Source organism: Streptomyces sp. NPDC007808, assembly GCF_042868655.1.
In the GTDB taxonomy this organism is placed as follows: Bacteria; Actinomycetota; Actinomycetes; order Streptomycetales; family Streptomycetaceae; genus Streptomyces.
Window position 1 is genome coordinate 836,572 of sequence record NZ_JBIAEQ010000003.1, and the last position, 25,970, is coordinate 862,541.

Consider the following 25,970-nt stretch of genomic DNA (forward strand, 5'->3'; position numbering starts at 1 on the left):
GCTGTGGCCAATTACGGCTGTGGCCGGTTACGGCTTGGGCAGCACGCAGCCGCTCGCGCTCAGGTCGAGCTTGTTGTCGACGCCGAAGCAGGCGGGGATCTGGTAGCTCTGCTGGGCGTAGTTGATGCCCTGGCGGACGGTGACGTTGCCGCTCTCGTCGACCTCGCACGGATTGTTGACCGTGCAGCGCTGGCCGTCCTCGTTGCCGGTGTTGTTGACGGCGACGACCTTGTTGGTGGCCTGGTCGATGACCGGGGAGCCGGAGGTGCCGCCGATGGTGTTGCAGGCGGAGGTGTAGCGGACGGAGTCCTTGAAGGTCCAGTCGCCTTCCTTGAGGCGGTACACGAACCCGTCGATGTTGCAGTTGTACAGCCGCTTCCAGTAACCGGAGGCGACGGTGATGGCGGTGCCGGCGACCGGGTGGGTGTCGGCCATCGTCAGGGCGTTGATGTTGTACGAGCGCTTGATCTGCGCGTACGTCGTGGTGAGCTGATAGATCGCCACGTCCGTGTCGGTCATCGTCCCGTAGGCGATCTTGCTGGCCCGCAGCGTGCCGACCCGGCTGCCGGAGGCGTTGAGCAGCCCGAAGCTCCGGCTGGAGGCCCGGTCGACGACGACCTGACCGGGTCCCGGCATGCCGGTCTCCAGGCAGTGGCCGTTGGTCATCACCAGCGCGGGGTCGTCGTCCTCGGAGTCCGAGAAGCGCACGACCGAGCCGGAGCAGTTGCTCAGCGAGACGGTTCCCGCGAAGTTCACCGCCCGAACGGAGGGATTCAGGGCCTGGTTGAGGCTCTCCGTGGTGGAGGTGACGGCGTCCCTGACGGTCGACACGGCCGTCTCCGTGTCCACGCTCTTGCCGAACGATCCGGCCGTGTCCACGGGAGCCGCGACCGCGGGTGCGGCACCGGCCCCGGCTATCGCCAGGGCGAGGAGGGCGGCGCCGAGAGGTTTTCTCATGTGGGGGTCCCCTCATACGAGGAGGGTGACCGGAGAACCTCCGGTCACCCGCACTTTTGTCATGCGCATTGTCACGCACCAAGGGGGTGGGGACAAGGAGTCGGCCACCGGTGGGTTCGGGCCGTAGGGCTTTCCCTATCAGCCGCGGCGCGGGGCCCGGGACGGGCGGCGCAGGACGTTCACGAGGGGGGTGTGAGATCACCACAGGCGGTACAGCCGAGGCCCACATCGCCGGAGCACCCTCCCGTTCGGCCACTCCACCCCCGGCGGGCCGCGGAGAACCGACCGGGACAAGAACTCCTCGAACGATCTCGCCGCATCGCGCCAACCCGACCCTTGTGTCACCTATCGATATTCGATAGATTTCCATCGTAGTTCGATGGAGGGATGGGTCATGGGAACGCTGACAGTGCGCGCGCTGCGCGCCGTGCTGGTGGTGGTGCTCACCGGCACCGTGTTCGTACAGGCGTTGATGGTGTGGGCGTTGGTCAGTGGGAGCGACCCGGAGGACGGGTCGCTCCCGCTGACCCCGCTGCGCGTGCTCACGATCCTGGGCATCGGGACGGCCCAGGCCGCCCTGGTCTGCGTATGGCGACTGGTGACGATGGTGCGACGCGGAACCGTGTTCTCCCACGCCGCCTTCCGGTACGTGGACGTCATCATCGGCGCGATCGTCGCGGCTGCTCTCGTGTGGTTCGCGGTCACGGCCCTGAACGCGCCCGGCCAGCGGGACGACCCGGGCGTCACCCTCATCATGGGCGGGATCGGCGTGGCCGTCCTGGGAGTCGCGCTCATCGTGCTCGTACTGCGGATGCTGCTCGCCCAGGCCGTCGCCCGCGACGCCGAAGCGGCTCAGATGCAGGCCGAGTTGGACGAGGTGATCTGATGCCGATCGCCGTCGACATCGACGTGATGCTGGCGAGGCGGAAGATGTCCGTGGGAGAACTCGCGGACCGCGTGGGGATCACGCCCGCCAACCTGGCGGTACTCAAGAACGGCCGCGCCAAGGCGGTGCGCTTCGCGACGCTCGCCGCGCTCTGCGAGGTGCTCGACTGCCAGCCGGGCGACCTCCTTCGCTGGGAGGCCGAGGACACCGCGGGCGACTGAACCGCGCCTGCCGACGCGTCATCGCCGATCCCGCTTGCCGTTGACCGACTCCGCGAGCATCCCGGGGCCGTACCGGGGAGATCATCGCGACCGGCCACGGCCGCGGTGAGATCCTCCGCGACTGCCGTCCCACAGGCTGCGCATCAGAGCCTGAGCCGCCCGGGTCCACCGGCTGCCAGCGCCGCTCACGGGGAACCCGCCCCTACTTCGGGCCCTTGGTGCTCCCCTGCCCCTGCCCGGGCTTGTCGTCCGAGTTGCCCGGCGCGTTCCTGGTCGCGGTGGGGGTGGTGGGGAGCGCTGACGGGGTGGTGGTGGTAGGGGCGGGTGTGGGGCTGTCGGCGGCGTCCGACGCGGCCCCCGAGGGGCTTGCGGAGGAGGGGCCCGGGGAAGCGCCTCGCGACGACTCGACGCCGTCGGACGGGCGGGTGCCGGCGGACGGGTCCGAAGACTCGGCCGGTGCCGCCGGCACCGCGGGATCCTCGGCCGTCGGGCTCGTCCGGTCGTCCTTGGTCTGCGCGCCACCGTCGGAGGAGGACCCGGACATGGCGAAGCCGGCTATCAGTGCCACCACAGAGACCGCCCCCACGGCCCCAGCGGCCATCGCCACGCGGCGTGGTCCTCTGGCCGCGGGCTTGCGTCGCGAGCCGCGGCCCGTGCCGCCGGCCCGGCGGCCGCCGGATCTGCGGCCGCCTTCCTCGCCGAAGCCGTAGTCGTCATCGGGGCCGCTGTAGCTGTAGTCGTAGCCGCCGGGCGAGCCCTCCCCGCCGGAGTCGGCCCTCGTGAAGGCCGTGCCGTCGTCCGCCCCAGGGCCCGCGTCCACCACCGGCGGCAGCTTCGTCGTCTCGTCGTACGCGTTCTGCCAGCCGTGCGCGGCCGCCGGGTCCCTGTAGGCGTCGTAGGCGGGGGGCGCCTCGGGCCGGGGGTGGTACACGTTCGGGGGTACCTGGGGAACGTCGTACTCCCGGTCCGAGCCATGCAGGCCGTACCCACCCGCACCGTTCGCGGCGTCGGCAGCGGGCGTCCCGTTCTCGTACTCAGGTGGCCTGGACATGACCGCGAATTGTAGAGACGGGAGTGGCGCGCGGGACAGCTACCGCCGATAACAGTGCAAACCTCGCGTCTCACGTGGCGGAAAACACGACCCGCCGGACGTTACGCGGCCGTAAGCTCCTGGCATGCAGGTGATCCAGTCGACCAAGCTCGCCAACGTCTGTTACGAGATCCGGGGCCCGGTGCTCGAGGAGGCGATGCGGCTCGAGTCGGCGGGGCATCGGATCCTCAAGCTGAACACCGGCAACCCGGCCGCGTTCGGGTTCGAGTGTCCGCCCGAGATCCTGGAAGACGTCCTGCGCAACGTGTCGTCGGCCCACGGGTACGGCGACGCGAAGGGCCTGCTGGCCGCGCGCCGGGCCGTCGTCATGCACAACCAGACCCTCGGCATCGAGACCGACGTCGAGCACGTCTTCATCGGCAACGGCGTCTCCGAGCTGATCGTCATGGCGATGCAGGCCCTGCTCGACGACGGGGACGAGGTGCTGGTACCCGCCCCCGACTACCCGCTCTGGACCGCCGCGGTCTCCCTGTCCGGCGGTACCGCCGTGCACTACCGGTGCGACGAGCAGTCCGAGTGGATGCCCGACCTCGCCGACATCGAGCGCAAGGTCACCGACCGCACCAAGGCCATCGTCATCATCAACCCCAACAACCCGACGGGGGCCGTGTACGACGACGCCATGCTGCGGGGGCTGACGGACATCGCCCGGCGGCACAACCTCCTGGTCTGCTCGGACGAGATCTACGACAAGATCCTGTACGACGGCGCCACACACACCCCGACCGCCGCCATCGCGCCCGACCTGCTCACCCTCACCTTCAACGGCATGTCCAAGGCCTACCGGGTCGCCGGGTACCGGGTGGGCTGGATGTCGATCTCGGGCCCCCGCGCCCATGCCGACTCCTACATCGAGGGCCTCACCATCCTCGCGAACATGCGGCTGTGCGCGAACATGCCCGGTCAGCACGGTGTGGTGGCCGCACTCAGCGGACGGCAGTCCATCAACGACCTGGTGCTGCCCGGCGGGCGACTGAAGGAGCAGATGGACACCGCGTACGAGCTGCTGACCCGGATCCCGGGCGTGAGCTGCGTACGGCCGAAGGGGGCGCTGTATCTCTTCCCGCGCCTCGACCCGAAGGTCTTCAAGATCAAGGACGACCGGCAACTGGTCCTGGACCTGCTGCGGCGCGAGAAGATCATGGTCGTCCAGGGCACCGGCTTCAACTGGACCGCCCCGGACCACTTCCGCGTCGTGACGCTGCCGACGGTCACGGACCTGCGGGACGCGGTCGGGCGGATCGGGCGGTTCCTCGACGGCTACAGCCAGCCGTGACACCGCGTAGGCGGGTGATCCCGCCTTGCGAGCCACTCAACTTTAGACGAAATCTAAGCTAGGATGGCTTCCTGTCAGAGCACAGGAGGCCATCCCCATGTACGAACCGATCCGCACCAAGTCGGTCCACAGCACGATGGCCGGCACCCCCTCCGACTTCCCCCACCGCTCGCGTGAGGAAGAGCTGGACATCCAGCTCGCGGGTCATCTCGCGGCACTGCTGGCCGTCACGGACGAACTGCGCGCGGCGGCCCCCTCCGAGGACCTGGACACCGCGGCCGAGCGGCTCGCCGCCCAGGTGGCACGGCTTCGGGGCGGGCGGGCGCCGGCCCGCGCGGCAGCCTCCGGCGGTGAGCCGAAGCTCGCGGCGCTGCACCACCGGGCGCACACCCTGGCGGGACGGGCGCTGGTGGTCGCGGCGTCGCGTGCGGACACGGCCGTAGCGATCCTCGCCGCCGAGCGCATGGACGCGCACGCCGCCGCGCAGGCCGAGCCGCAGGAACTGACCGGCGTCGGCTGACACCCCTTGAACGGCCCCGGTCCGCGTGCACCCGCAGCGACGCGCGGACCGGGCGCCACAGCACGCACGGGCAGGCCAGGGCGTTCCCCCTGCCCCTCCCGGGGCGTCGCGGTCCCCGCCCTTCCGCCCCCCGGCGGGTCAGTCCCTGACGGGGACGGTCGCCTCGGCCGTGTACGCCTGACGGAGACGGTCGCATTCGGCCCTGGACGCCTGAAACAGACAGTCGCCGCGGCCATGGACGCCTGAAACAGACTTCGCCGCGGCAATGGGCGCCTGAAACAGGCGAGGGCCTGTCATCGCGGCGCTCCCGTCGGGGCGGACGGAAGCATGCGACGACAGGCCCGGAGCCCCGCACGCCGTTGTACGGAACTTCGCCGGTCTGTGGTGCGGTCACCGCGGCCGACCGTGACGATCTCGCTGGTCAGGGCAGGCTCGGAGCCGGCCGCGGCGTGAGGGAGGGCTGGATCAGCCCAGGCGCTGCACCAGAGCGCGGTACTCGTCCCACAGCTCCTTGGGCGTGTGGTCGCCGAAGGTGTTGAGGTGCTCGGGGACGAGCGCGGCCTCCTCGCGCCAGACCTCCTTGTCGACGGTGAGGAGGAAGTCCAGGTCGGAGTCGGACAGTTCGAGACCGTTCGTGTCGAGGGCGCCCTTGGTCGGCAGGATGCCGATCGGGGTCTCGACGCCTTCGGCCTTGCCGTCGAGGCGCTCGACGATCCACTTCAGCACGCGGCTGTTCTCACCGAAGCCGGGCCAGACGAACTTGCCCTCGTCGTTCTTGCGGAACCAGTTGACGTAGTAGATCTTCGGCAGCTTGGACTGGTCCTTGTCCTTGGCCACGTCGACCCAGTGGGCCATGTAGTCGCCCATGTTGTAGCCGCAGAAGGGCAGCATCGCGAACGGGTCGCGGCGCAGCTCACCGACCTTGCCCTCGGCGGCGGCGGTCTTCTCGCTCGCCACGTTCGCGCCCAGGAACACGCCGTGGTTCCAGTCGAAGGACTCCGTCACCAGCGGTACGGCGGTGGCGCGGCGCCCGCCGAACAGGATCGCCGAGATCGGCACGCCCTTGGGGTCCTCCCACTCGGGCGCGATGATCGGGCACTGGGACGCGGGGACGGTGAAACGGGCGTTGGGGTGGGCGGCCGGGGTCTCGCTGCCGGGCGTCCAGTCGTTGCCCTTCCAGTCGGTGAGGTGGGCCGGGGTCTCCTGCGTCATCCCCTCCCACCAGATGTCGTTGTCGTCGGTGAGCGCCACGTTGGTGAAGACCGAGTTGCCCCACAGCGTCTTCATCGCGTTGGCGTTGGTGTGCTCACCCGTTCCGGGCGCGACGCCGAAGAAGCCGGCCTCGGGGTTGATGGCGTACAGACGGCCGTCCTCGCCGAAGCGCATCCAGGCGATGTCGTCGCCGATGGTCTCGACCGTCCAGCCGGAGATGGTGGGCTCCAACATCGCGAGGTTGGTCTTGCCGCAGGCGGAGGGGAAGGCCGCCGCCACGTACTTGGACTCGCCCTGCGGCGGGGTCAGCTTGAGGATGAGCATGTGCTCGGCGAGCCAGCCCTCGTCGCGGGCCATGACGGAGGCGATGCGCAGGGCGTAGCACTTCTTGCCGAGCAGGGCGTTGCCGCCGTAGCCGGAACCGTAGGACCAGATCTCGCGGCTCTCCGGGAAGTGGGAGATGTACTTGGTCTGGTTGCAGGGCCAGGGAACGTCCTCCTGGCCCTCCTCCAGGGGGGCGCCCAGCGTGTGCACGGCCTTGACGAAGAAGCCCTCGGAGCCGAGCTCGTCGAGGACGGGCCGGCCCATGCGGGTCATGGTGCGCATGGAGACGGCGACGTACGCCGAGTCGGTGATCTCGACGCCGATCGCGGACAGCGGCGAGCCGAGCGGGCCCATGCAGAAGGGCACGACGTACATGGTGCGGCCGCGCATGGAGCCGCGGAAGAGGCCCTTCTCCCCCTGGAAGATCTCCCGCATCTCCGCCGGGGCCTTCCAGTGGTTGGTGGGGCCCGCGTCCTCCTCCTTCTCGGAGCAGATGAAGGTCCGGTCCTCGACGCGCGCGACGTCGGTCGGGTCGGAGGCGGCGTAGTACGAGTTGGGGCGCTTGATCGGGTCGAGCTTCTTGAAGGTGCCCTTCGCGACGAGCTCCTCGCACAGACGCTCGTACTCGGCCTCGGAGCCGTCACACCAGACCACGTTGTCCGGCTGGGTCAGTTCGGCGATCTCGTTCACCCATGAGACGAGCGCCTGGTGATTGGTGGGGACGACGGGGGGAGCCGCGATGTCGCGCGCCACGGTTGCTCCTAAATGAGGGAATTTTGTCCTGAATATGCCCTTGTATGCCCCGTGGGGGCCGCGACCCGGATGCTGCACTGAGTCGATCTTCCGCGCTCATCCGGTGCCGACCGCACTCATTTGATCATCCGACGCCTCCGCCCATATGTCCAGAGGGCGTCACAGGTGAGCGGCGTGAGGATCGCCACTCCATTCGATGTTTTCGCTGCGTCACCGGGGATTCACCCCGAGTGCGCCCATACCGGGTACGCCATGAGACGAAGACCACTTCCGAGCGGCCATCTGGCCACGGTGATACGACACTTACGGCCGCGTAGGTACGATGCCCCGCATGAATGCGCCCGCCCCCGACGCGCCCTCGGACACGCCGGCCGCCGGCCGCGCTTCCGACGCGCCCTCCCTGCCGCACCAGATCAAGCAACAGGTCGCCCAGCACATCACCGACCCGATCAAGCCCAAGCTCCGCGGCTGGCTGCACCTGGGTATGTTTCCGGCCGCTCTCGTCGCGGGCCTGGTCCTGACCGCCCTCGCGGACTCGACCCGGGGCCGCATCGCCTGCGGGATCTACGCCCTCACGGCGTGCCTGCTGTTCGGCGTGAGCGCGCTGTACCACCGGGGCGACTGGAGCCCGCGCATGGACGGCGTCCTGCGCCGACTCGATCACGCCAACATCTTCCTGATCATCGCGGGCACGTACACCCCGCTGACGATGCTGCTGCTGCCGGGAGCCAAGGGCCAGTGGCTGCTGTGGGGCATCTGGGGCGCCGCCGCGGCGGGCATCGTCTTCCGCGTCTTCTGGGTGGGCGCCCCGCGCTGGCTCTACACGCCCTGCTACATCGCGATGGGCTGGGCGGCCGTGTTCTTCCTGCCGGACTTCATGCGCACCGGCGGCATCGCGGTCCTGGTCCTGGTGATCGTCGGCGGCCTCCTCTACAGCGCGGGCGGCGTGATCTACGGCATCAAGCGCCCGAACCCGTCACCGCGCTGGTTCGGCTTCCACGAGGTGTTCCACTCCTTCACACTGGCGGCGTTCATCACGCACTACGTCGGTATCTCACTGGTGGCCTACCAGCACGGATAGCGCTCCCGGGTGCACACGGGCCACGACTCACGAGCCGTGGCCCTTTTTCATGCCCTCCCGGTGCACCAGGAGCGCACCGATTGACAGTAGACATCTTTTGAGAGTAACCCTCAATTCACGGGCCACGCTCGACTTCGACCTGACGATCCTCAACGTGGCGCTGCCCACGATGGCCGTGGCCCGAGTCCCGCGACCCCTCCTCCGGCATGGCCGCGGCCCTCGTCGTCTGCGGCATCGCCGCCCCGGTGACGGCGGCCCTCACGGCAGTGCTGCTGCCGAACCGGCGGCCCACCGACCGGCAAGGGTCCGGCGCCGCGGCCTTGGTCCCCCGCAAGGCCCATGACCGACAATGAGGGGCATGACCACGGCACATACCCCTGTTCCGGAAGCCGCACGCCGTCCCGGCCTGCGGGAACGCAAGAAGATCAAGACGCGGATCGCCATCCGGGACGCGACCTACGCCCTGGTCACGGAGCAGGGGTACGAGGCCACCACCGTCGAGCAGATCGCGGAGCGCGCCGAGGTCTCACCGAGCACCGTCTTCCGCTACTTCCCCACCAAGGAGGACATCGTCCTGACGGACGAGCTCGACCCGATCCTGCTGACGGAACTGCGCAAACGGCCGGCCGACGAGCCGTGGCCGGAGTCCTTGCGGCACGTCATGAAACTGGCGATCAGCGCCGCGCTGGAGGGGGAACCCGAGATCGTCCGACTGCGGTCGCAGTTGCTGGCCGAAGTGCCCACGGTGCGCGCACGGATGCGGGAGAGCATGTCGGTCACCGGCCGGATGCTCGCCGAGGCCGTCGCCGAGCGCACCGGTGTGGAGCGGGACAGCCTGGAGGCGAGGGTCTACACGATGTCCCTCATCGGCGGTCTGACGGAGATCTCCCTGTACTGGGCCGAGAACGGCTTCGAGGACGATCTGCACGACCTCCTCGACCGTGCCCTGGACGTCGTCGAGCACGGCCTCCCCGCGAAAAACACCTGAGGTACGAGCCCGCTGCCGTGACATGCTGGCCGGGTGAACGGTCCCGAGATCCACGTCGAGTTCGCCCCCGAGCTGCACCTGTTCGTCCCCGAGGCCAGGCGCTCGGGCGCCACCCGGCTCGCCACCGACGGCGTCTCCACCCTCGGCCATGTCGTCGAGTCCCTCGGCGTCCCGCTGACCGAGGTCGGCACCCTGGTCGTGGACGGTGCCCCGGTACCGGTGTCCCACGTCCCGGCGGCCGGCGAGTGCGTGGTGGTACGGCCCGTCGAACGCCCCCAGCGGGTGCCCGGCGCGCCCCTGCGCTTCCTGCTCGACGTCCATCTCGGCACCCTCGCCCGCCGCCTGCGCCTCCTCGGCGTGGACACCGCCTACGAGTCCACGGACATCGGCGACCCGGCCCTCGCCTCCCGCTCGGCCGCCGAGAAGCGGGTCATGCTCAGCCGCGACCGGGGCCTGCTGCGCCGCCGGGAACTGTGGGCCGGCGCCTACGTCTACAGCACCCGCCCCGAGGACCAACTCCGCGACGTGCTCGCCCGGTTTCGGCCCGAACTGCGGCCCTGGACCCGGTGCAGCGCCTGCAACGGCCTGCTGAAGGAGGCCACCAAGGAGGAGGTGGCCGACCGGCTGGAGGGCGGCACGCAGCGGTCGTACGACGTCTTCGCCCAGTGCACCGAGTGCAAGCGCGCCTACTGGAAGGGCGCGCACCACGAGCAGCTGGTGGCCATCGTGGAGCGCGCCCTCGCCGACTACGCGAGCTGAGCTAACGCCTGCTCACATCACCCTTCCCGCAGGCGGTTCCGTCCCGGTTGCCGTCCAACCGCAGCGGGTCGTCCTTGCCGTTGACCTTCAGACGGCCGTAGTCGTTCTTCTTCAGCCAGTCGCAGCGGGACTTCGTCGTCGCCTTCACCGTCGACGGGAAGTCGGTCGGCACGCAGACGTTGGCGGAGCCGTAGTGCCGGTCGCAACCGGAGACCGTCGGGCTGACCTTCTGCGAGCTGCGCTTCTTGCCCGGGCCCGTGACCTTGCCCTGGAGGTCACCGGCGAAGTCGTGGACGTGGGCCGAGGCGTCCTCGGCGCTCAGGGCCTGCGGACCCTTCAGGTGCACCCACTCGGCCACCGACGGCACCCCGTTGGCGTCGACCGCGAAGAGCATGTACCAGCCGGGCGGGGCCAGGTTGGGGTTGCTCGTCACGTTCAGGTCGACGTTGTCGCCGTCCACCGACAACGGCAGGTCGACGAAGCGCTGGTTCGGGTCGGAGGAGTGGGTGACGGCGGCCGGGCGGATCAGCTCGGCCTTGGCGATGGGCCGGTCGACGGTGATGCGCTGGGTGTCGCCGTAGCTCCACTCGGTGTCGATGACCGACGTGATCTTCGGGCGCTCGCCCTTGAGGAGATAGGGCGGGGTGTAGACCGACACGTCATGGTTCCAGGTGCCGTTGCCCGGGTTGTCGCCGGTCGTCATCACCCGGCCGTCCGGCAGCAGGAACGCCGAGGAGTGGTAGCCGCGCTCCTCCGGGTCCGGGGCCACCGGGTCGAACGTGTTGGTCGCCGGGTCGTACAGCGACGACTCGTACACCGGGTCGGCCCGGTTGTGCAGCGCGCCACCCGTCTCCAGGACCTTGCCGTCGGGCAGCAGGACGGCGGAGACGTACATCTTGCCCTGGTCACCGGTCTGCGGGACCTTTCCGGCACCGAGATCGACGGTGCCCTGCGGGAGCGGCGGTCCGGCGACGTACGACGGGTCGGGCTGCTTGAGGTCGATGACGTCGGTCAGGCGATTCGCGTCCGGGTTGGAGTCGATGTTGCCGCCGCCGATGGTGAGGACCTTCTGGTCCTGGGCCGGGGGCAGCAGCACGCTCGCGGACTGGTCGCGCTGGTCCTTGTTCCGCAGGCCGGGGACCTGGGTGACGGTGTTGGCGTCGTAGTCGTAGATCGCCGAGCCCGTGCCCGGGATGTTGTTCCCGAAGACATGGCTGCCCGAGTAGAACAGGCGGCCGTCCTGCATCAGGATCATCGACGGGTACAGACCCCAGTAGGACCAGGTCTGGTTGACCTTCCAGAGTTCGAGCCACTTCTGCTCGGCGTCCGACCACCGCTCGGCGGCGACCGACCCGGTCGAGTCCTCCTTCAGACCGCCGAAGGAGATCACGTCACCGTTGCCGAGGATCGTGGCCGACGGGTACCAGTGGCCGTCGTTCATGTCGTTGGTCCTGCTGTACGTCTCGGTGACCGGGTCGAAGAGGTACGAGTCCTTGTAGCCCTGGTAGCCGACCTTGCCGTCCGCCGACGGATAGCCCTTGTTGCCGCTCATCACGAGCACCCGCCCGTCGTCCAGCTGGACGTGCCCGGCGCAGAACATGTCCTTGGGCGTGGGGATCTGCTTGTACGTGCCGTTCTCCGGGTCGTACACGGCGCTCGTGAAGGTGCCCGCCTCGAACATCGACGGGTCGTTGCCGGAGCCCGCGATCAGCAGCACCTTGCCGTTGTGCAGGACCACGGAGTGCATGGAGCGCACGGGGTTCTTCGTGGGCAGCACGTCCCAGCGGCCGTTCGCGCACTCCTCGGCGGTGCCGGTGCACACCGGGTCGGGCACCGGGTCGGCGACCTGCTCCATCGTGTAGTCGTCGGTGGTGACGGAGCCGGTGCCGTAGACCGAGACACCCCAGGCGATCCGGTCGGTGCCGGCGGGCACCTCGGGTGTGCGGACCGTGGCCTCGGTCCAACCGTCCGCCATCTGCAGCGTCTTCAGATCGGTCCAGTACTGCCAGCCCGCCACCGGGTCGTGCCGGAACAGGGTGACCGAGGTGTCCGGGGTGGTCGACTTGTACCAGAGCCCCAGGTCGTACTGCTTGCCCGGCGTGACGACGGGCGCGCACGCGGCGGACTCGGTGATCAGCGCCTTGCGGTCGCCGTCGACACGCCGGGTCAGCGTGACCTTCATGGCCTTGCTTCCCGAGTGCGCGTCGGCCACCGTCTCGAAGGTGAAGTCGTTGTCGCCCCAGCCGGACTTCTTCCAGCAGTAGGGCATGTCGTCGCTGCCGGCGGTCTCGAAGCCGGGGTTCTTGATGAGGTTGGCGGCGGAGGCGGGTGGGGGCGCGGTGAGGAGCAGACCACCGGTGAGTCCCATCACGGCCAGCAGGGCCGTTCTGGTTCTGTATCTCATGCAGTACTCCTTGCTGTGCGGCTCCTGCGCGGCAGATAGACCAGCGCCTCGGTACCGACGAAGCGCAGGACGAAGGTGATGACCAGGGCCAGCGCCGTGGCCGGCAGCACGGCCAGCCCGAACTGCCCCACGAGCAGGGCGATCAGCGGGATGCGCAGCACCAGGTCGGCGTTGGCGAGGAGCGCGAACCTGGCGGTGCGGTCGGCCCAGTGCCGGTGCCGGCGGCGGTCGCGGAACAGCAGCTTCTCGATGAGCAGGAAGTTCCAGGCCACACCGAACTGGTTGGCGATGATCTCGGCGGGGAGGTAGTGCAGCCCCGCCTGGGTCATCGCCCACAGCGCGGTCAGGTTGGGCACGAAGCCGGTGAGCCCGATCAGTCCGAACACCACCATGCGGGCCAGCGGGTCGGCCGTGCGCAGCCCGGCGAGATGCCGCAGGAAGCGCCGGCCCTCGGCCGCCGTGGACTTGGACTCCCCCGCGAACCGCTCCTGGAACACGAACGGCACCTCGGTGACCGTCCGCGGGCGGCTGCGCACCGCCAGCTCCAGCAGGATCTTGTAGCCGAGCGGCTTGAGCGCCTCCGCGGTGATGTCACTGCGCCGGATGGCGAAGAAGCCGCTCATCGGGTCGCTGATGCCGTGCAGCCGGCGCGGGAAGAGAGCCTTGGTCAGCCAGGTCGCCGCCCGTGACACGGCCACGCGGTAGCTGTCCGCGAGCCCGGCCCGGCTGCCGCCCTTGATGTACCGGGAGGCGACGACGAGCCCGGCGTTCGCCCGCTCCCCGGTGGCGACCAGCTCCGGGACCAGGGACGGTGGATGCTGGCAGTCGCCGTCCATCACGACGATCCAGTCCGAGGCGGCGGCCTTCATCCCCTCGACGACCGCGCCGCCGAGTCCGCCGACGGGTTCGTCCCGGTGGATGACGGTGACCGGGAACGGGCAGTCCTGCGCGGCCTCCTCGATGACCTGCGGGGTGTCGTCGGTGGAGTCGTCCACGAAGACGACCTCGCAGGGCAGCCGGGACGGCACCGACTCGGTGATCCGGTGCAGCAGCTGCCGTACGTTCGCCGACTCGTTGAAGGTCGGTACGACGATGGTGACCGCGCCCGGTTCGGGGATCTCGGCCGCCTGTACGGCCGGTTCGCCCAGTTCCTCGGGGACGGTGGACTCCTGGCTCATCGAACCCCTCCCGAGGCTGTCTGGATCCGCCGGATCTCGATCCGGTCCTCGCCGGTGCCGAACACGGCGACGGCCTTCGAGTGCTCGATGGCCGCCCGGACGTTGGGCAGGTCGACCGCGTCGCGCCGTACCGTCGGCGAGGCCACCACGTAGTCGAGGTCCTTCCAGCCGCGCGGCATCGTCTTCGTCACGGCCGGGTCGAGGTCGGCCTTGTAGAACCAGATGACGCCGCGACCGGGCTCGTAGCCCGCGTGCACCAGATCCAGCCACAGCGCGTCGTCGACGAGCACCCGGGTGCTCTCCGGGTCCTCCACCTCGGTGGAGAGCCACCGGGAGGCGGCCTGGTAGGGCGCGTTGGCGTCGGCGGTGACGGCGGTGCGGTCGCCGTCGTACCAGCGCGGCACGACATAGGCGCCGGCGCCGAGCGCGAGGACGGCCGCGAGGGCGTACCGTCCGCCGGTCACGTACCGCTTCTCGGCCTCGGACCGCCCCCTGCGCAGGACGGCGTGGGCGACGGAGGCCGTTCCTCCGGCGAGGACGAGAGCGAGGAAGGGCAGTGCCTGGATGACGTACATCGCGGGCAGGTAGCCGTTGGGACGCATGGCCACCAGGGCGAGGATCACCACCGCGCACGACGGTCCGGCCAGCGCGCGGGCGGTGACCGACCAGCGCCAGGTGGCCAGGAGCAGCAGGCCACCGGCGAGTCCGCCGAGGATGAGGACACGGTCGTAGTAGAGCCACGACCGGAGCACGCCGTGGGAGCCGGACCCCTGGTCCAGGATGAAACCGGAACCGGGCCTGGTCATCTGGTACTTGATGCCGTCCCAGAGCGAGACGTGGCCGCTGCCCGGGAACAGTTCGCCCTTCAGCAGGGCGAACAGGGGGTAGGAGAGGCCGATCAGCGCGCAGGCGGTGACGGCTCCGGTCACGGCGAACTTGCGGGTGTCACGGTGGCTGTGCCGCCACATGGTGATGAGGACCGCGGGGAGGACGAAAAGCATCGTCTCCTTGGTCAGTACGGCCGTCGCGGCCGCGATCCCGGCCCCGAAGTGGTGCCAGAGGTGCCGGCTGGGCGAGGCGGCGAGGGCGAACGCGAGCAGCGTCCACATCACCGCGAGGTTGTCGAGGAAGATCTCCCGCTGGAGGACGACCGACAGCGGCGACAGGCCGAACAGGACCATGCCGAGCCCGGCCGCCCAGCGCGGCAGGGACAGCCGTCGCCCGAGCACGTAGACGAGCACCGCGCTGACCGCGCTGATGACGAGCATCGCGGCGCGCATGGTGCCGACGGTCATCGACTCGGGGCTGAGCGCGGCGGGTATCCAGGTCAGCAGGGCTATCTGGATCCAGCCTAGGGGCGGGTGGTCGTACCAGTAGGTGTAGTGGGCGAGGCCCCTGCCCTCCTGGACCGCCCAGGCCTGGGCGAGGTAGGTGCCCTCGTCGTCGCTGAGAGTCGGGTAGTCGGCGATGTTCCAGCCCTGCACAACCAGGATCGCGGCGAGGAGTACGCCGCACAGGATCAGGTCGGGACGGGAGGACCGGAGACGCTTCGGCGGCTCTGTTCGACTGGTCGAACAAGTTTCATGGACAGGTTGTCTCTGCGCGGGGACCTTCGCAGTGGTCACCGCGGGAAGGGTGGAGGTCACGCAGGGACGTCCTCTCGGAGGTCTCGGGTCGCTTCGGCGTCGGAGAGATGCGCGCCGACGTGGGTGGTCAGCTCCCAGTCGTTCTGGCCGCGCTGCTCACGCCATACGGCGCGGACGGCGGCGCCCGCGAGGAGCACCTGATAGAAGGGGCCGCCCACGACGAGCTTCAGGTAGTGGACGAAGCGGACGCGCAGCCCGTACTGCTTGCCGAAGTCGTGCAGTCCGACGATCTCGAAGACGAAGGTGACGAGCGCGGTGACGGCCGGCAGGAAGGTGATGAACGCGACGCTCACCGGCACGTCGAAGAAGACGGCGATCGCGATGTTGAGCGGGATGACGAGCCCGGTGAAGGCCTGCATGAACGGCGTCATGAGCGTGTACCGGGCGAGCAACCGCTGCCCGAAGGTGGGCAGTTGCCGCCAGTCCTTCTTCCGGTAGACCTGCAGGAAGCCCTGGTTCCAGCGGGTGCGCTGCTTGAGCAGCGACATGAGGCTGCCGGGCGTCTCCTCCTTGGTGACCATGTCGGAGTCGTAGGCGACGACGACCTTCTTGCCGACACTGGACAGGCGCACGCCCAGATCGCAGTCCTCGGCGAGGCAGTCGGGGTCCCAGCCGTCGGCCTCCCGCAGCACGTCGGTGCGTACGAAGACGGTATTGCCGCCGAGCGGGATGAACCCCTTCTGCGCGTGCAGGTGCAGTCGCGACCGGAACCAGAAGAAGTACTCCAGGCAGTTGCGCAGGCTGTACCAGCTGGAGTGGAAGTTGATGAGCTGGACGCCCCCCTGGACCACATCGGCTCCCGTGGTCCGGAACGCGTGGTCCACGTGCGCGAGGAGCTCCGGGTGGACCTGGTCCTCGGCGTCGAAGACCCCGACGACGTCGCCGCGGCAGTGCGGCAGCGCCGTGTTCATGGCCTTCGGCTTGTTCTTCTTCTCGTGGGTGTCGACGACGACCCGGACCCGCGGGTCACGTGCGGCGGCCCTGTCGGCCACCTCCGCGGTCTCCGGGTCGTCGTGCCCGACGATCACGATGATCTCGAAATCGGTGTGCGTCGACTCCAGCAACCGCTGGATGGTGTGGTCCAGCACGGCCTGCTCGTGCCGGGCCGGCAACAGCAGCGAGAACGACACGTGCTCGCCGCCGTCCGGTCTGCTGAACCGGGTGGAGGCGAGCACCTCGGGCGTGCGCCACGCGTGCATCTGCCACCACAAGGTGAAAGCCGCCATCCAGAACAAGGCCAGCGAGACAACGGCTATGAAGACAGATGTCAACAATCAGATCCCCCCAGATCCCCAATGCCCCCTGTCGCAACGGTGAGTTACACCCGTCGCGGCACTGTGCAGAGATTAGGGGGGATCCGTGAAGGCCGCAGGCCGTTTCAGTGAAGAGCGCGTTTCATCACAACGATCCCCGAGAGTGAACAATTCGAACACAGCTTGCGTAACTGCCGCATGGACATGCCGTTTCAGCTGCTCAGCGCGGTTCGCAACCGGTCCGGCTCGGTGGTCGGGGCATCGCACGTGAAGTTACGGCAGACGTAAGCGGCAGGTTGACCCTGCTGCAGAGGCCGGTCAACGAGAAGCGGGAACTCGTCACTCTCCGGAGTTCCCACGGCCACGACCGCCCCCGGAGCAGTGGCCAGAAGTGCCGTACGGTGCAGCGTCTTCGTGGCCTTGTCATCCAGACTCGGTCCGACGATCGCGACCTCCCGCGGCCCGTCCAGGCCGGCCTCGGCCACGGCCAGACCCCAGCCGATGAAGCGGGGAACGCGCGGGCCGAGGGCCTTGACCACACCCAGCGCCTTCTCGGCCGCGGCACGATGCGACCCGGCGCCGGTCTGCGCGGCGTAGCTCAGCAGGGCGCCGGCCGCCGCGCTCCAGCCGGAGGGGGCGGCGTTGTCGGTGGGGTCCTGCGGGCGGCGGATCAGCTGCTCGGCGTCGGCGGCGGTGTCGTACAGGGCGCCGGACTCCTCGTCGGTGAAGCGGGCGAGCACGTGGTCGAGCAGGAACCCGGCGAAGTCCAACCAGACGCCCTCACCGGTGACGGAGGCCAGCGCGAGGAAGCCCTCGGCGACATCGCCGTAGTCCTCCAGCACCCCCGCGTTGCCGCCCGCCCGGCCGTCCTTGCTCGTGCGCGTGAGGCGGGCCTGGTCGTCGAGGTGCAACCGGACGAGGAGGTCGGCGGCACCGAGCGCGGCGTCCACCAGATCGGGGCGGTCGAAGTAGGCGCCGGTCTCGGCGAGGGCGGCGATCGCGAGGCCGTTCCAGGCCGCGACGATCTTGTCGTCACGGCCCGGCGCGGGGCGGTCGGCCCGTGCCGCGAGGAGGCGTTCCTTCACGGACGCGATCTTCTCGGCGCCGAACACGCCCTCCTGCTGCGGGAGTTGGAGGACGGAGGACCCGTGCTCGAAGGTGCCTTCCTCGGTGACGCCGAAATACCGGGCGGCGAGTTCGGCGTCGTCGTCGCCGAGCACCTCGCGCAGCTGCTGAGGGGTCCAGACGTAGTACGCGCCCTCGACGTGCGCACCGGTCCCGTCGTCGCTGTCGGCGTCGAGCGCGGAAGCGAACCCGCCCTCGTCCGTGCGCAGTTCACGCACCATGAAGTCCGCGGTCTCCAGGGCGACGCGCCGGGCGAGCTCGGATCCGGTGGCCCGCCACAGATGGGCGTACACCCGGCACAGCAGGGCGTTGTCGTACAGCATCTTCTCGAAGTGGGGTACCAAAGGTCCACCAGCCCTCGGCGTGAGTACGTACCGGTGGAAGCCGCCTCCCACCTGGTCGTACAGGCTCGAACGAGCCATCGCGCCGCACAGCCCCTCGGCCATCTCCAGCGCCGCCACGGAACCCGCACGCGCGTGATGGCGCAGCAGGAACTCGACCACCATCGACGGCGGGAACTTGGTGTCTCCCTTGAACCAGCCGCTCGCGGGGTCGATGTCCCGGGTCAGTTGCAGGAGCGCCAGGGCCTGAGTCTCGTCGGTGGGCAACCCTGCGGACTCGATACTCAGCTCCCGCCCGGCAAGGTCCCTGGTGATCTTCGCGGCGACTTCGCCCACTTCGTCACGCCGACTCGTCCAGGCGCTGTGGACGCCTTCGAGTACCTGCCGGAAGGACGGCATCCCGTGGCGGGGCCCGGGAGGGAAGTACGTACCGAAGTAGAACGGCTCCCCGTCCGGCGTCATGAACACGGACATGGGCCAGCCGCCCTGCCCCGTGGCGGCCTGCACGGCCTCCATGTAGACGGCGTCCACGTCCGGCCGCTCTTCACGGTCCACCTTGACGGACACAAAGTGCTCGTTCATGTACGCAGCGGTGTCGTCGTCCTCGAAGGACTCATGTGCCATGACGTGGCACCAGTGGCACGCGCTGTAGCCGACGCTCAAGAACACGGGGACGTTGCGCCGCCGGGCTTCTTCGAACGCGCCGGTCTCCCATGGCCACCAGTCGACGGGGTTGTCCGCGTGCTGGAGAAGGTAGGGGGATGTGGCCTGCGCAAGTCGGTTCGGCATACCCCCATCCTTGCGCACCCCGCCTCCGCCCCGTCCATGCGCCACAGGGGCAGCACACGAACGCGCCGAGGGATGCCGGCTCAGCGCTCGCGCGGCCGGACCGGCTGGCGAGTGGCAGTGTTACGCCGCCACGGTCCCCGCGCGCCCTGCTGACCGTCCAGGCCGCCTGCCCTTCTGTAGCTCAGCGACCGGGGCGGGACCTGTCCTCCCACCCCGGCCGCCCCGCGCCGCCGCGATCACGGAAGGGATGGGAAACCCAGATGTGCAGCGTGAGCACCAGGCCCACGAGGACCCACGTCAGGAAATCAGCGAGGGCCGGCACCAAGGCGCGCGTCCGCCTCACGAGTGCTCGCTGCGGCCGGGGATGGGGGCGTGGTTGCTGCCGGGCGGCGTCGGCGGGAAGTAGACCACCCCGGAGACCGGGTCCTGAGCCCCTCCCCGCTCCGTCCGCCCTCACTCGGAGACTGGGCAGATTGCCGGAGAAGAGCACAAGGCCGGGCCCGAAGGCCCGGCCTTGTGCTTCGAACTCACTTCTCGGTGGTTGTGTCCTTCTTCGACAGCCAGTCGAACTCAAGCCGTTCCAGGATCGGGGTGTGGTCCCCCTGCCGCGCGGCCGGCTTGACCGTGATGCTCCTCGCGCACCACAACCCCCCTTTTTTTCTCAGGGGAAATGGTATGGAAGTGATGGATCTTAGGTAGCTACTTTCTCGAAGTGCGGCACGATCCAGTCCCGGTCGACGGAGTACCGCGCGGGTCCGCCGCCGAGCTGGTCGTAGATCCCGCCCCGGCCAATCCGCTCACAGGTGTCCCGCGCCATTTGCAGCGCACCCTCGGCGCCCGTCCGCGCGTGGTGCCGCAGCAGGAACTCGATCACCATGGACGGCGGGAAGTTGGCGCGCCCCCGAACCCGCCGCGCTACGGGTCTTACTCGCGGGTGAGCCCGAGCAGCGCCTGGGCCACCTCCTGCTCGCCGGGAGCCTCGGTGCCGCCGTAGGAGATCTCCCGCCCGGCGAGGTCCCGCACGATCTTCCCCGCCACGTCGGCGACCTCGTCCCGCCGGTTCACCCAGGCTGTGCACGCCCTCCAGTACCTGACGGAAGGACGGCATGGCCTGCCGGGGCGCAGGCGGGAAGTAGGTGCCGAAGTAGAACGGCTCGGCGTCCGGCGTGAGGAACACGGTCATCGGCCAGCCGCCCTGGCCGGTGGCCGCCTGGACGGCCTCCATGTAGACGGCGTCCACGTCGGGGCGTTCCTCGCGGTCGACCTTGACGTTGACGAAATGGGCGTTGAGGAAGTCGGCGGTCTTCTGGTCCTCGAAGGACTCGTGGGCCATCACGTGGTGGGCGACTCCATCCCTCTCCGGGTCGGGCATCCCGGCACCTCGGTACAGCCCTGACGCACAACGTGGCGCAACCCGTCGGCTTTTCCGTCGACCAGCTCAATGACGGAAAACTCGCCGACGCCATCCGTCCCCGACATGTGGATAAGGTTCAACACCGCTTCGAGTCTCAACGCGCTCGCCCTGACTTCCGACTGCGATGACAGGTCGAAGCTCTATGCGAAGCGCGTGACCATCAGGGACGTGGGAGCACCGCCGACCACTGGGTTCGCGAAAGCCGGAGACACCCGAACGTCGGAGGCGCCCCTGGCGACTCTTCCGCCCGGGGCACCTCCGGCCACGGCACCGTCTACCGGCTGACGTCGGACTTCGCGGGGTTCGCAGCGTGCTCGATGCCTCGGAACCCGCCCCCGAGGTAACTGCCGATCACGATGACGGTAGCCGCCGCACCGAGTGCGACCGCCAGCCGCTCTCCTCTCGACTGACCGGTCGCACCCTCCGGTGGCGCGGTCCGGCGGTAGACGAGCACCCCGGCCGCGAAGGCCCCGGCAACGACAAGGGCGGTGATCAGGTCAAAGGTTACGTACAAGGAGTCCCCCCTATTCGAAGCCCGCTGCCGGAACGAGATGCCTCGGCGGCGGGTGCAGGTAAACGGCCTGGTCCAAGGACGGGTTCGACGCCCCCGGCCGGGGGGCGCCTGGACGGTTACTCGGCATCCAGCTTCTGCCGCAGCTGATCCAGCGTGGAACCGTCGGGCGTCCGCCACAGGGTCCAGCCGTTGATGATGTTGCCGGTCACTGCCTCCGCTGCCTTGGACGGCGAGGGGAAGGGGGAGGGGTGGCCGTCGACGACGAGCTGGCCGTCGGCAGTGACGACGGCACGGCCCGACCTGTTGGCGCGGCGCTGACGGAACGTGAGCACCGCCCCCGGTTCCAGCAGGCCGGCACGCATCAGCCCGGCCAGAGGTCCCTGGGGGATCACCGGAGCAGTCTGCGCCGAGGCGGCCCCTTCGCCGAGGGACAGGGTGACGTGGATGGTGTCGTCACCGCTCGCGCTCACGAGTCGGGCGATGACGGCGGGGTCGAAATGGATGCTCAGCGTGGCCATGCGCACTCCTGACATAGATGGCCTTCCCCGACGGGTTTCCTTGAATTGTCTTCGATTTTAAGCAGCACGAGCAGCTCGACTCAACTCCTTTGCTCAGCAGTTAAGGAGAACTGAGAGGGGAAGAGCGCCGGATGCCGACCGCGTCGCCTACGGACGGGTCCGGCCGCCTCATCTCGCCAGGAAGCTGCTCAGCGCCTTGCTGCGCATGTCCCGCATCGCCGCCAACTGGTCCAGCAATCGCCGCTCGTGGACATCGAAGCTCGCCATGGCCGCACCGATGGACCGCTGGATGTCGAGATCGGGAAGGGCAACGGGCAGCATCCCGAGCACATCGAGTGAGATGGTCCGCAGTGCCAGGCTTCCGGTCGAATGCGCATCGAGCCACTCCCGCGCTTCGGAGCTGCGCAAGAATGCCGCCAGGTAGCGGGAGTCGACGGTGGCGGGAGGGCTGATCACGAAACAGCCGGTACCGCAGACCCAGCCCCGCTGCTCTTCCCCGACTACGGCACACCGTCCGAGATCACCCCGGCGGGCGATCACGACATCGCCCGGGTTCAACCGAAATCGGTCGAGCCGTTCGGCATGCTGCTCGGAAATTCGCTTGATGTCGTCCACGAGGAAGCCGATGTCCGAGATGTCCTTCGGCATCACCACAGGAACCCCAGGAGCCTCCACATAGTCCTGGGCCCGGATCAAGCTTCCCGAAGGCCCCGCGAGCAACCGCACGGGGCGGCCATCGGCCGTCACCCCTTCGCCCACCACGTCCTTCAGTGAGAGGTTCTGGCATCGGATGCCGTTCTGCGCCAGCTGATCCTGTGCGCCGGCGATCTGCGCCAGCTCCGCACCGAGCTCCGACGTCTCGCGGTTACGCCGCTCAAAATCGGCCAGCACGGCGCTCAGGTCCGTGACCCCACCCGGCTCGCTCTCCGTCCTGAGGTAGGTCCGCGGATCAAGGTTGCCGGCGTTCTCGATGAGTTCGGCGTAGGTGACCGATCGGGAGAAACCCGGCTCGTCCACCTCCTCCGGGGTTTCGAACCAGAGTCGGAAGCGTGCGGCGATGCGGCCGACGTCCTCGCTCGCCAGCACGCGGGGCCGCTCCGACGACCGCCCTCCCGCGCCGCGCGCATCGACGAGGATGACGGAATCGCTTCGGTGCGCTGGACAGGCCCGGCGTCCTCGGCCGAGTACCCAGATGTGCACGGCGATGTTGGTTCCCGCAAAAAGGTACGCCGGCAAGGCGATCACCGCGAGAACCGCGCCCCGGGCCACCATCTCCCGGCGGATCAGCGCCTCTGCCCCTCCCGCCCAAGCCGCCCGCGCAGGCATCACGACCGCCGCGATCCCGCCTTCCTTCAGTTGGGACCAAGCGAGCTGCAACCAGGCGAAGTTGGCACTCGACTCCGGTGGCGCGACGAACTGTCGCCGTTCCCACCCGTCAATCCGCTGGTTGAACGGCGGATTGCTCAACACCCGGTCCGCGCGGCCCAGATTTCGGTCCCGCAACAGCATCGCCGGGTCCGCCAGCCCCACCTGCGGCGCGCTCACCCTGTGCAGGGCCAGGTTCAGCATCGCCGGGCGCACGTTGGCCCGATCCACCGCGTACGCCTCGAACGAGTTGTCACCGACCGCCCCCCTCTCGGCCAGGTACCGAGCGGCAGCCGCGAGCACGCTTCCGGTGCCACAGGCCGGGTCCATGATTCGGTCTCCCGCACGCGGACCGGCCAGATCCGCGAGCAGATCAGCGACTCCGCGCGGTGTATAGAACTCCCCTCCCGGCAATGCCCCTTCTTCCGCGTGCCGCTGGAGCAACAGCTCGCAGACGTCGGCCACTGCGACCTCTCCGAGGCCGGGGCTCCGATCCAGAGCCGCAACGAAAGCCGTCGTCCAGGCGGCGTCGTCCGGCCCGCTCCCAAGGTCGAGGTCAGCCGGCCATGGCAGCGGAAAATTCGGACGCCGGGCCGCCTCCTGCAGAGCCCCCCGCAGCTCGGCCACCGGGGAGAAACCGACGGCGGCCTCCGCCGAGGCACGCTTCCACCGCTTAACGAAATCGCCCTCGGCTTGGCCTTCCTCCTCCGCGAAGGCGGCGAGCATCAGGATCGCCAGCATCGCGTCGAGGTCGCCGGCCGTACCCCGGCCGCGCCGGTAGGGCGCGTACGCCCGCCACAGCCGGTCGGCGACCTCTGCTGCCGGGTCTTCCGCTTCTTCGATCATCGAGCACCCCTCCTCGAAGTCCTTCTCGTTCCACTTCGCCCGGTTGATGAAGACGCCCCAGCGGTGGCCGCGATCAGTTGGTTCGATGAACGCCTTCGCGACTTCAAGTCCACCGGAGGTTATGCGCAGCGTTACTGCGCACCCCCATTACCTTCATTGCTCGTCGACGTCGACACTCGAGGGCTCCGCGTGAGACCTAGATTAGCGTCAACTTGCCCTGACCCAACGGAGCGACGTATCGAGCAGAGACTGGACCAGCTCATTGCGCAGCGTCGCTGCGCAGTTTCTTCTCAGGTGGGCCGCAGCTCCGGCTGCCAGCCCGTCGGCCGGAATCACAGCGGCGGGGCGTCGAGAAAAGGATGAAGTGTGATGCAGGTCACTTTGAGGGAGGGGCTCTCCAGCGCACGGTCGGACCCATGACTCCTCGGCCGGGTCCACGAGGCACCCATGATCAGCGGGCCCCGTGAAGGAGCGGCCGGGCCGTGGCGCTGACGCGTTTCCTCCGAGGCGCTCTCCTTGCTCCTACGCAAGACCTCGGAGTGGCGGCTCGCATCGAAGGGTCCCCCGGCGATCGTCCTGACCTCCGACCGAGGCGACTGGTCGAAGCTCTGCGAGCAATGCTTGATCATCAGGGAGACACGAGCACCGCCGACTACCGGGTTCGCGAGTTCACTGGCACCAGTGGCAGCTGCTGTAGCCGACGCTCAGCAGAACCGGTATACCGCTCTTTCGTGCCTCCTCGAAGGCCTCGGCCGACCACGGCCACCAGTCGACCGGGTTGTCGGCGTGCTGGAGCAGGTTCCGGGAGGTTTCGTGAGCCAGTCGGTCCGGCATACGTCCATCCTGCCCCACCGGGGCCATCAGCCGTCCGCGTCGTACGGCGACCGGCGGGGCGGCGGCCGGACCCGGGTCCTGCGGTGCACCCCGCTGCCGCACGCGGCATCGGGCGGCATGGAAATCGGCTCGGCGGTGCCGCAGGAGGAACCGGCCCCGCCGTCCCGCGCCGGTCATCCGCCACGGGACGCGAAGCCGGACGACGGCGGCGAGGCCGCAGCGGCTCCTGCCGGCGCGCGGCGTGCAGTGGAGGTCGGCCGGCGCGCGGCGTGCAGTGGGAGGTCGGTCGGCGCGCGGCGTGAACCTGGAGGCCGGCCCGCGGGCACGGCGGCTCGGCATGGTGCCGAATCGCCATGCCCGGGACGCCATGCCCGGGACGCCACGCCCGGGTACTCCATGCCGGGACGCCATGGGCGTGGCGGTGTGGACCGGCGGTCACTCGGCCGCCGTGCCGCCCGCCCGCCCTCCGGCTGTGTGCCGTCAGCCCTGTCGGGGCTCGGCCGAGGAACCGGCCGCCGCGGCGCCCTGGGAGTCACCGGCGTCGGCCTGCGCCTCCGGGGCCTCCTTGAAGTCGACCCTGCTCATGTGACGGTTCATGGACTTCATCAGGCCCCACACCGCCAGGGCCATCACCGCGAAGACGATGAACCCGAGGACGCCGGGGGTGACCTTGTCCTTGTCCACCTCCTTGGCGAGGGTGGCGAGCTGTGTCATTGCCAGGCTTGCGCTTGCGCTCATGTCAGGCATTGTCGCGGATGCCCGCAAAGAGGTCGTCCTCGGGGAGGGAGGTACCGACGAGGGACTTCGCCAGCTCGTACTCCTCGGTCGGCCAGACCTCCTTCTGGATCTCCATCGGGACGCGGAACCAGCCGCCGTCGGGGTCGATCTGGGTGGCGTGCGCGATCAGGGCCTTGTCGCGGATCTCGAAGAAGTCACCGCACGGGACGTGCGTGGTGAGCGTGCGCTGCTTCATACCGAACTCGTCCCAGCGCTTGAGCCAGTCGCCGTACGGTGACTCCAGGCCGCGATCGATCATGGCCTGGTGCAGCGCCTCGGTGCGAGGACGGTTGAAGCCCTGGTTGTAGTAGAGCTTGAGCGGCTGGTAGGCGGGGCCGAACTCCGCCTCCGGGTACTTCTCGGTGTCCGCCGCACCCTCGAAGGCGACCATCGAGATCTTGTGGGTCATGATGTGGTCGGGGTGCGGGTAGCCGCCGTTCTCGTCGTAGGTGGTGATCACCTGGGGACGGAACGAGCGGATCTTCTTCACCAGCTCACCGGCCGCCTTGTCGACGTCCTCCAGGGCGAAGCAGCCCTCCGGCAGCGGAGGCAGCGGGTCGCCCTCGGGCAGGCCGGAGTCGACGAAGCCGAGCCACTCCTGCTCGACGCCGAGGATCTCCCGCGCCTCGTCCATCTCCTTCTTGCGTACCTCGTGGATGTGCTCCTCGATGTACGCGTCGCCCTGCAGCTTCGGATTGAGGATGGAGCCGCGCTCCCCGCCCGTGCAGGTCACGACCAGCACGTCCACCCCCTCGGACACGTACTTCGCCATCGTCGCCGCGCCCTTGCTCGACTCGTCGTCGGGGTGGGCGTGGACGGCCATCAGTCGCAACTGGTCAGTCAAGACTCAATCCTCGTAAGTCGGCGCCCGGTGTGCA

General features: G+C 69.1%; 20 protein-coding genes and 2 pseudogenes. 7 read left to right on the forward strand and 15 right to left on the reverse strand.

Annotation, left to right across the window (positions count from 1 at the left end; all coding sequences use genetic code 11):
• Window positions 1-27: 27 nt before the first annotated feature.
• Window positions 28-957, reverse strand: a complete 930-nt coding sequence (locus tag ACFYNL_RS15465; protein WP_388802504.1) for a serine protease — start codon at window positions 955-957, stop codon at window positions 28-30.
• Between the two features lie 394 nt (window positions 958-1,351).
• Here ACFYNL_RS15465 and ACFYNL_RS15470 point away from each other — a divergent pair, with 394 nt between their 5' ends.
• Together ACFYNL_RS15470 and ACFYNL_RS15475 are read left to right on the forward strand one after the other, a co-directional pair.
• A complete protein-coding gene (locus tag ACFYNL_RS15470) occupies window positions 1,352-1,843 on the forward strand; it encodes a DUF2975 domain-containing protein (RefSeq protein WP_388802507.1) in 492 nt (163 codons plus the stop codon).
• Window positions 1,843-2,064 carry a helix-turn-helix domain-containing protein gene (locus tag ACFYNL_RS15475; RefSeq protein WP_388802510.1) on the forward strand — a complete coding sequence of 74 codons (222 nt, stop codon included), beginning with the start codon at window positions 1,843-1,845 and terminating at the stop codon, window positions 2,062-2,064. The genes ACFYNL_RS15470 and ACFYNL_RS15475 overlap by 1 nt, the downstream gene beginning before the upstream one ends.
• Window positions 2,065-2,266: 202 nt before the next feature.
• On the opposite strand, the gene ACFYNL_RS15480 is transcribed toward ACFYNL_RS15475, so the two are convergent.
• Window positions 2,267-3,115 carry a hypothetical protein gene (locus tag ACFYNL_RS15480; protein ID WP_388802513.1) on the reverse strand — a complete coding sequence of 283 codons (849 nt, stop codon included), beginning with the start codon at window positions 3,113-3,115 and terminating at the stop codon, window positions 2,267-2,269.
• A 124-nt stretch (window positions 3,116-3,239) separates the two neighbouring features.
• Between ACFYNL_RS15480 and ACFYNL_RS15485 the strand changes: the two genes are divergently transcribed.
• Window positions 3,240-4,451, forward strand: a complete 1,212-nt coding sequence (locus tag ACFYNL_RS15485; RefSeq protein WP_388802515.1) for a pyridoxal phosphate-dependent aminotransferase — start codon at window positions 3,240-3,242, stop codon at window positions 4,449-4,451.
• Between the two features lie 97 nt (window positions 4,452-4,548).
• Window positions 4,549-4,971 (forward strand): hypothetical protein, encoded by a 423-nt coding sequence (locus tag ACFYNL_RS15490; protein ID WP_388802518.1) that lies wholly within the window; start codon window positions 4,549-4,551, stop codon window positions 4,969-4,971.
• Between the two features lie 465 nt (window positions 4,972-5,436).
• Here ACFYNL_RS15490 and ACFYNL_RS15495 read toward each other — a convergent pair whose 3' ends face one another.
• Window positions 5,437-7,260, reverse strand: coding sequence for a phosphoenolpyruvate carboxykinase (GTP) (locus ACFYNL_RS15495; protein WP_388802521.1), 1,824 nt, complete (start codon window positions 7,258-7,260; stop codon window positions 5,437-5,439).
• A 331-nt stretch (window positions 7,261-7,591) separates the two neighbouring features.
• On the opposite strand from ACFYNL_RS15495, the gene ACFYNL_RS15500 reads away from it, so the two are divergent.
• From ACFYNL_RS15500 to ACFYNL_RS15510, 3 genes are all read left to right on the forward strand, one after another.
• Window positions 7,592-8,341 carry a hemolysin III family protein gene (locus ACFYNL_RS15500; RefSeq protein ID WP_388802523.1) on the forward strand — a complete coding sequence of 250 codons (750 nt, stop codon included), beginning with the start codon at window positions 7,592-7,594 and terminating at the stop codon, window positions 8,339-8,341.
• A gap of 358 nt (window positions 8,342-8,699) precedes the next feature.
• Window positions 8,700-9,329 carry a TetR/AcrR family transcriptional regulator gene (locus ACFYNL_RS15505; RefSeq protein WP_388802526.1) on the forward strand — a complete coding sequence of 210 codons (630 nt, stop codon included), beginning with the start codon at window positions 8,700-8,702 and terminating at the stop codon, window positions 9,327-9,329.
• 33 nt (window positions 9,330-9,362) lie between these two features.
• Window positions 9,363-10,088, forward strand: coding sequence for a Mut7-C RNAse domain-containing protein (locus tag ACFYNL_RS15510; protein ID WP_388802529.1), 726 nt, complete (start codon window positions 9,363-9,365; stop codon window positions 10,086-10,088).
• 1 nt (window position 10,089) lies between these two features.
• On the opposite strand, the gene ACFYNL_RS15515 is transcribed toward ACFYNL_RS15510, so the two are convergent.
• The 12 genes and pseudogenes from ACFYNL_RS15515 to mca form a co-directional block, all read right to left on the reverse strand.
• Complete coding sequence (locus tag ACFYNL_RS15515; protein WP_388802532.1) at window positions 10,090-12,492, reverse strand: galactose oxidase-like domain-containing protein; 2,403 nt, start codon at window positions 12,490-12,492, stop codon at window positions 10,090-10,092.
• A complete protein-coding gene (locus tag ACFYNL_RS15520; RefSeq protein WP_388802535.1) occupies window positions 12,489-13,670 on the reverse strand; it encodes a glycosyltransferase in 1,182 nt (393 codons plus the stop codon). The genes ACFYNL_RS15515 and ACFYNL_RS15520 overlap by 4 nt, the downstream gene beginning before the upstream one ends.
• Window positions 13,667-15,316 (reverse strand): ArnT family glycosyltransferase, encoded by a 1,650-nt coding sequence (locus ACFYNL_RS15525; RefSeq protein WP_388802538.1) that lies wholly within the window; start codon window positions 15,314-15,316, stop codon window positions 13,667-13,669. The genes ACFYNL_RS15520 and ACFYNL_RS15525 overlap by 4 nt, the downstream gene beginning before the upstream one ends.
• Entirely contained in the window at window positions 15,313-16,590 is a 1,278-nt protein-coding gene (locus tag ACFYNL_RS15530; protein WP_388802541.1) for a glycosyltransferase, read from the reverse strand. Before ACFYNL_RS15530 ends, ACFYNL_RS15525 begins: the two co-directional genes overlap by 4 nt.
• Before the next feature lie 191 nt (window positions 16,591-16,781).
• Window positions 16,782-18,824, reverse strand: coding sequence for a thioredoxin domain-containing protein (locus tag ACFYNL_RS15535; RefSeq protein WP_388802544.1), 2,043 nt, complete (start codon window positions 18,822-18,824; stop codon window positions 16,782-16,784).
• Between the two features lie 700 nt (window positions 18,825-19,524).
• Window positions 19,525-20,196 (reverse strand): annotated as a pseudogene (locus ACFYNL_RS15540) (thioredoxin domain-containing protein); the annotation flags it as partial.
• A 316-nt stretch (window positions 20,197-20,512) separates the two neighbouring features.
• Window positions 20,513-20,752, reverse strand: coding sequence for a hypothetical protein (locus ACFYNL_RS15545; protein WP_388802546.1), 240 nt, complete (start codon window positions 20,750-20,752; stop codon window positions 20,513-20,515).
• A gap of 116 nt (window positions 20,753-20,868) precedes the next feature.
• Window positions 20,869-21,270 carry a DUF4357 domain-containing protein gene (locus ACFYNL_RS15550; RefSeq protein ID WP_388802548.1) on the reverse strand — a complete coding sequence of 134 codons (402 nt, stop codon included), beginning with the start codon at window positions 21,268-21,270 and terminating at the stop codon, window positions 20,869-20,871.
• A gap of 168 nt (window positions 21,271-21,438) precedes the next feature.
• Window positions 21,439-23,481 carry an N-6 DNA methylase gene (locus ACFYNL_RS15555; protein ID WP_388802551.1) on the reverse strand — a complete coding sequence of 681 codons (2,043 nt, stop codon included), beginning with the start codon at window positions 23,479-23,481 and terminating at the stop codon, window positions 21,439-21,441.
• Between the two features lie 675 nt (window positions 23,482-24,156).
• Window positions 24,157-24,315, reverse strand: a pseudogene (locus tag ACFYNL_RS15560) (DUF255 domain-containing protein); the annotation flags it as partial.
• Window positions 24,316-24,795: 480 nt separating this feature from the next.
• Window positions 24,796-25,062, reverse strand: a complete 267-nt coding sequence (locus ACFYNL_RS15565) for a hypothetical protein (RefSeq protein ID WP_388802553.1) — start codon at window positions 25,060-25,062, stop codon at window positions 24,796-24,798.
• Window positions 25,055-25,915 (reverse strand): mycothiol conjugate amidase Mca, encoded by an 861-nt coding sequence (mca, locus tag ACFYNL_RS15570; RefSeq protein ID WP_388802748.1) that lies wholly within the window; start codon window positions 25,913-25,915, stop codon window positions 25,055-25,057. The genes ACFYNL_RS15565 and mca overlap by 8 nt, the downstream gene beginning before the upstream one ends.
• Between the last annotated feature and the right edge of the window lie 55 nt (window positions 25,916-25,970).

Bases quoted from the DNA above. Each gene is read 5' to 3' on its own strand.
- ACFYNL_RS15465 (WP_388802504.1), bottom strand. From the start codon at position 957: ATGAGAAAACCTCTCGGCGCCGCCCTCCTCGCCCTGGCGATAGCCGGG.
- ACFYNL_RS15470 (WP_388802507.1), top strand. From the start codon at position 1,352: ATGGGAACGCTGACAGTGCGCGCGCTGCGCGCCGTGCTGGTGGTGGTG.
- ACFYNL_RS15475 (WP_388802510.1), top strand. From the start codon at position 1,843: ATGCCGATCGCCGTCGACATCGACGTGATGCTGGCGAGGCGGAAGATG.
- ACFYNL_RS15480 (WP_388802513.1), bottom strand. From the start codon at position 3,115: ATGTCCAGGCCACCTGAGTACGAGAACGGGACGCCCGCTGCCGACGCC.
- ACFYNL_RS15485 (WP_388802515.1), top strand. From the start codon at position 3,240: ATGCAGGTGATCCAGTCGACCAAGCTCGCCAACGTCTGTTACGAGATC.
- ACFYNL_RS15490 (WP_388802518.1), top strand. From the start codon at position 4,549: ATGTACGAACCGATCCGCACCAAGTCGGTCCACAGCACGATGGCCGGC.
- ACFYNL_RS15500 (WP_388802523.1), top strand. From the start codon at position 7,592: ATGAATGCGCCCGCCCCCGACGCGCCCTCGGACACGCCGGCCGCCGGC.
- ACFYNL_RS15505 (WP_388802526.1), top strand. From the start codon at position 8,700: ATGACCACGGCACATACCCCTGTTCCGGAAGCCGCACGCCGTCCCGGC.
- ACFYNL_RS15515 (WP_388802532.1), bottom strand. From the start codon at position 12,492: ATGAGATACAGAACCAGAACGGCCCTGCTGGCCGTGATGGGACTCACC.
- ACFYNL_RS15520 (WP_388802535.1), bottom strand. From the start codon at position 13,670: ATGAGCCAGGAGTCCACCGTCCCCGAGGAACTGGGCGAACCGGCCGTA.
- ACFYNL_RS15535 (WP_388802544.1), bottom strand. From the start codon at position 18,824: ATGCCGAACCGACTTGCGCAGGCCACATCCCCCTACCTTCTCCAGCAC.
- ACFYNL_RS15550 (WP_388802548.1), bottom strand. From the start codon at position 21,270: ATGGCCACGCTGAGCATCCATTTCGACCCCGCCGTCATCGCCCGACTC.
- ACFYNL_RS15555 (WP_388802551.1), bottom strand. From the start codon at position 23,481: ATGATCGAAGAAGCGGAAGACCCGGCAGCAGAGGTCGCCGACCGGCTG.
- ACFYNL_RS15565 (WP_388802553.1), bottom strand. From the start codon at position 25,062: ATGCCTGACATGAGCGCAAGCGCAAGCCTGGCAATGACACAGCTCGCC.
- mca (WP_388802748.1), bottom strand. From the start codon at position 25,915: ATGGCCGTCCACGCCCACCCCGACGACGAGTCGAGCAAGGGCGCGGCG.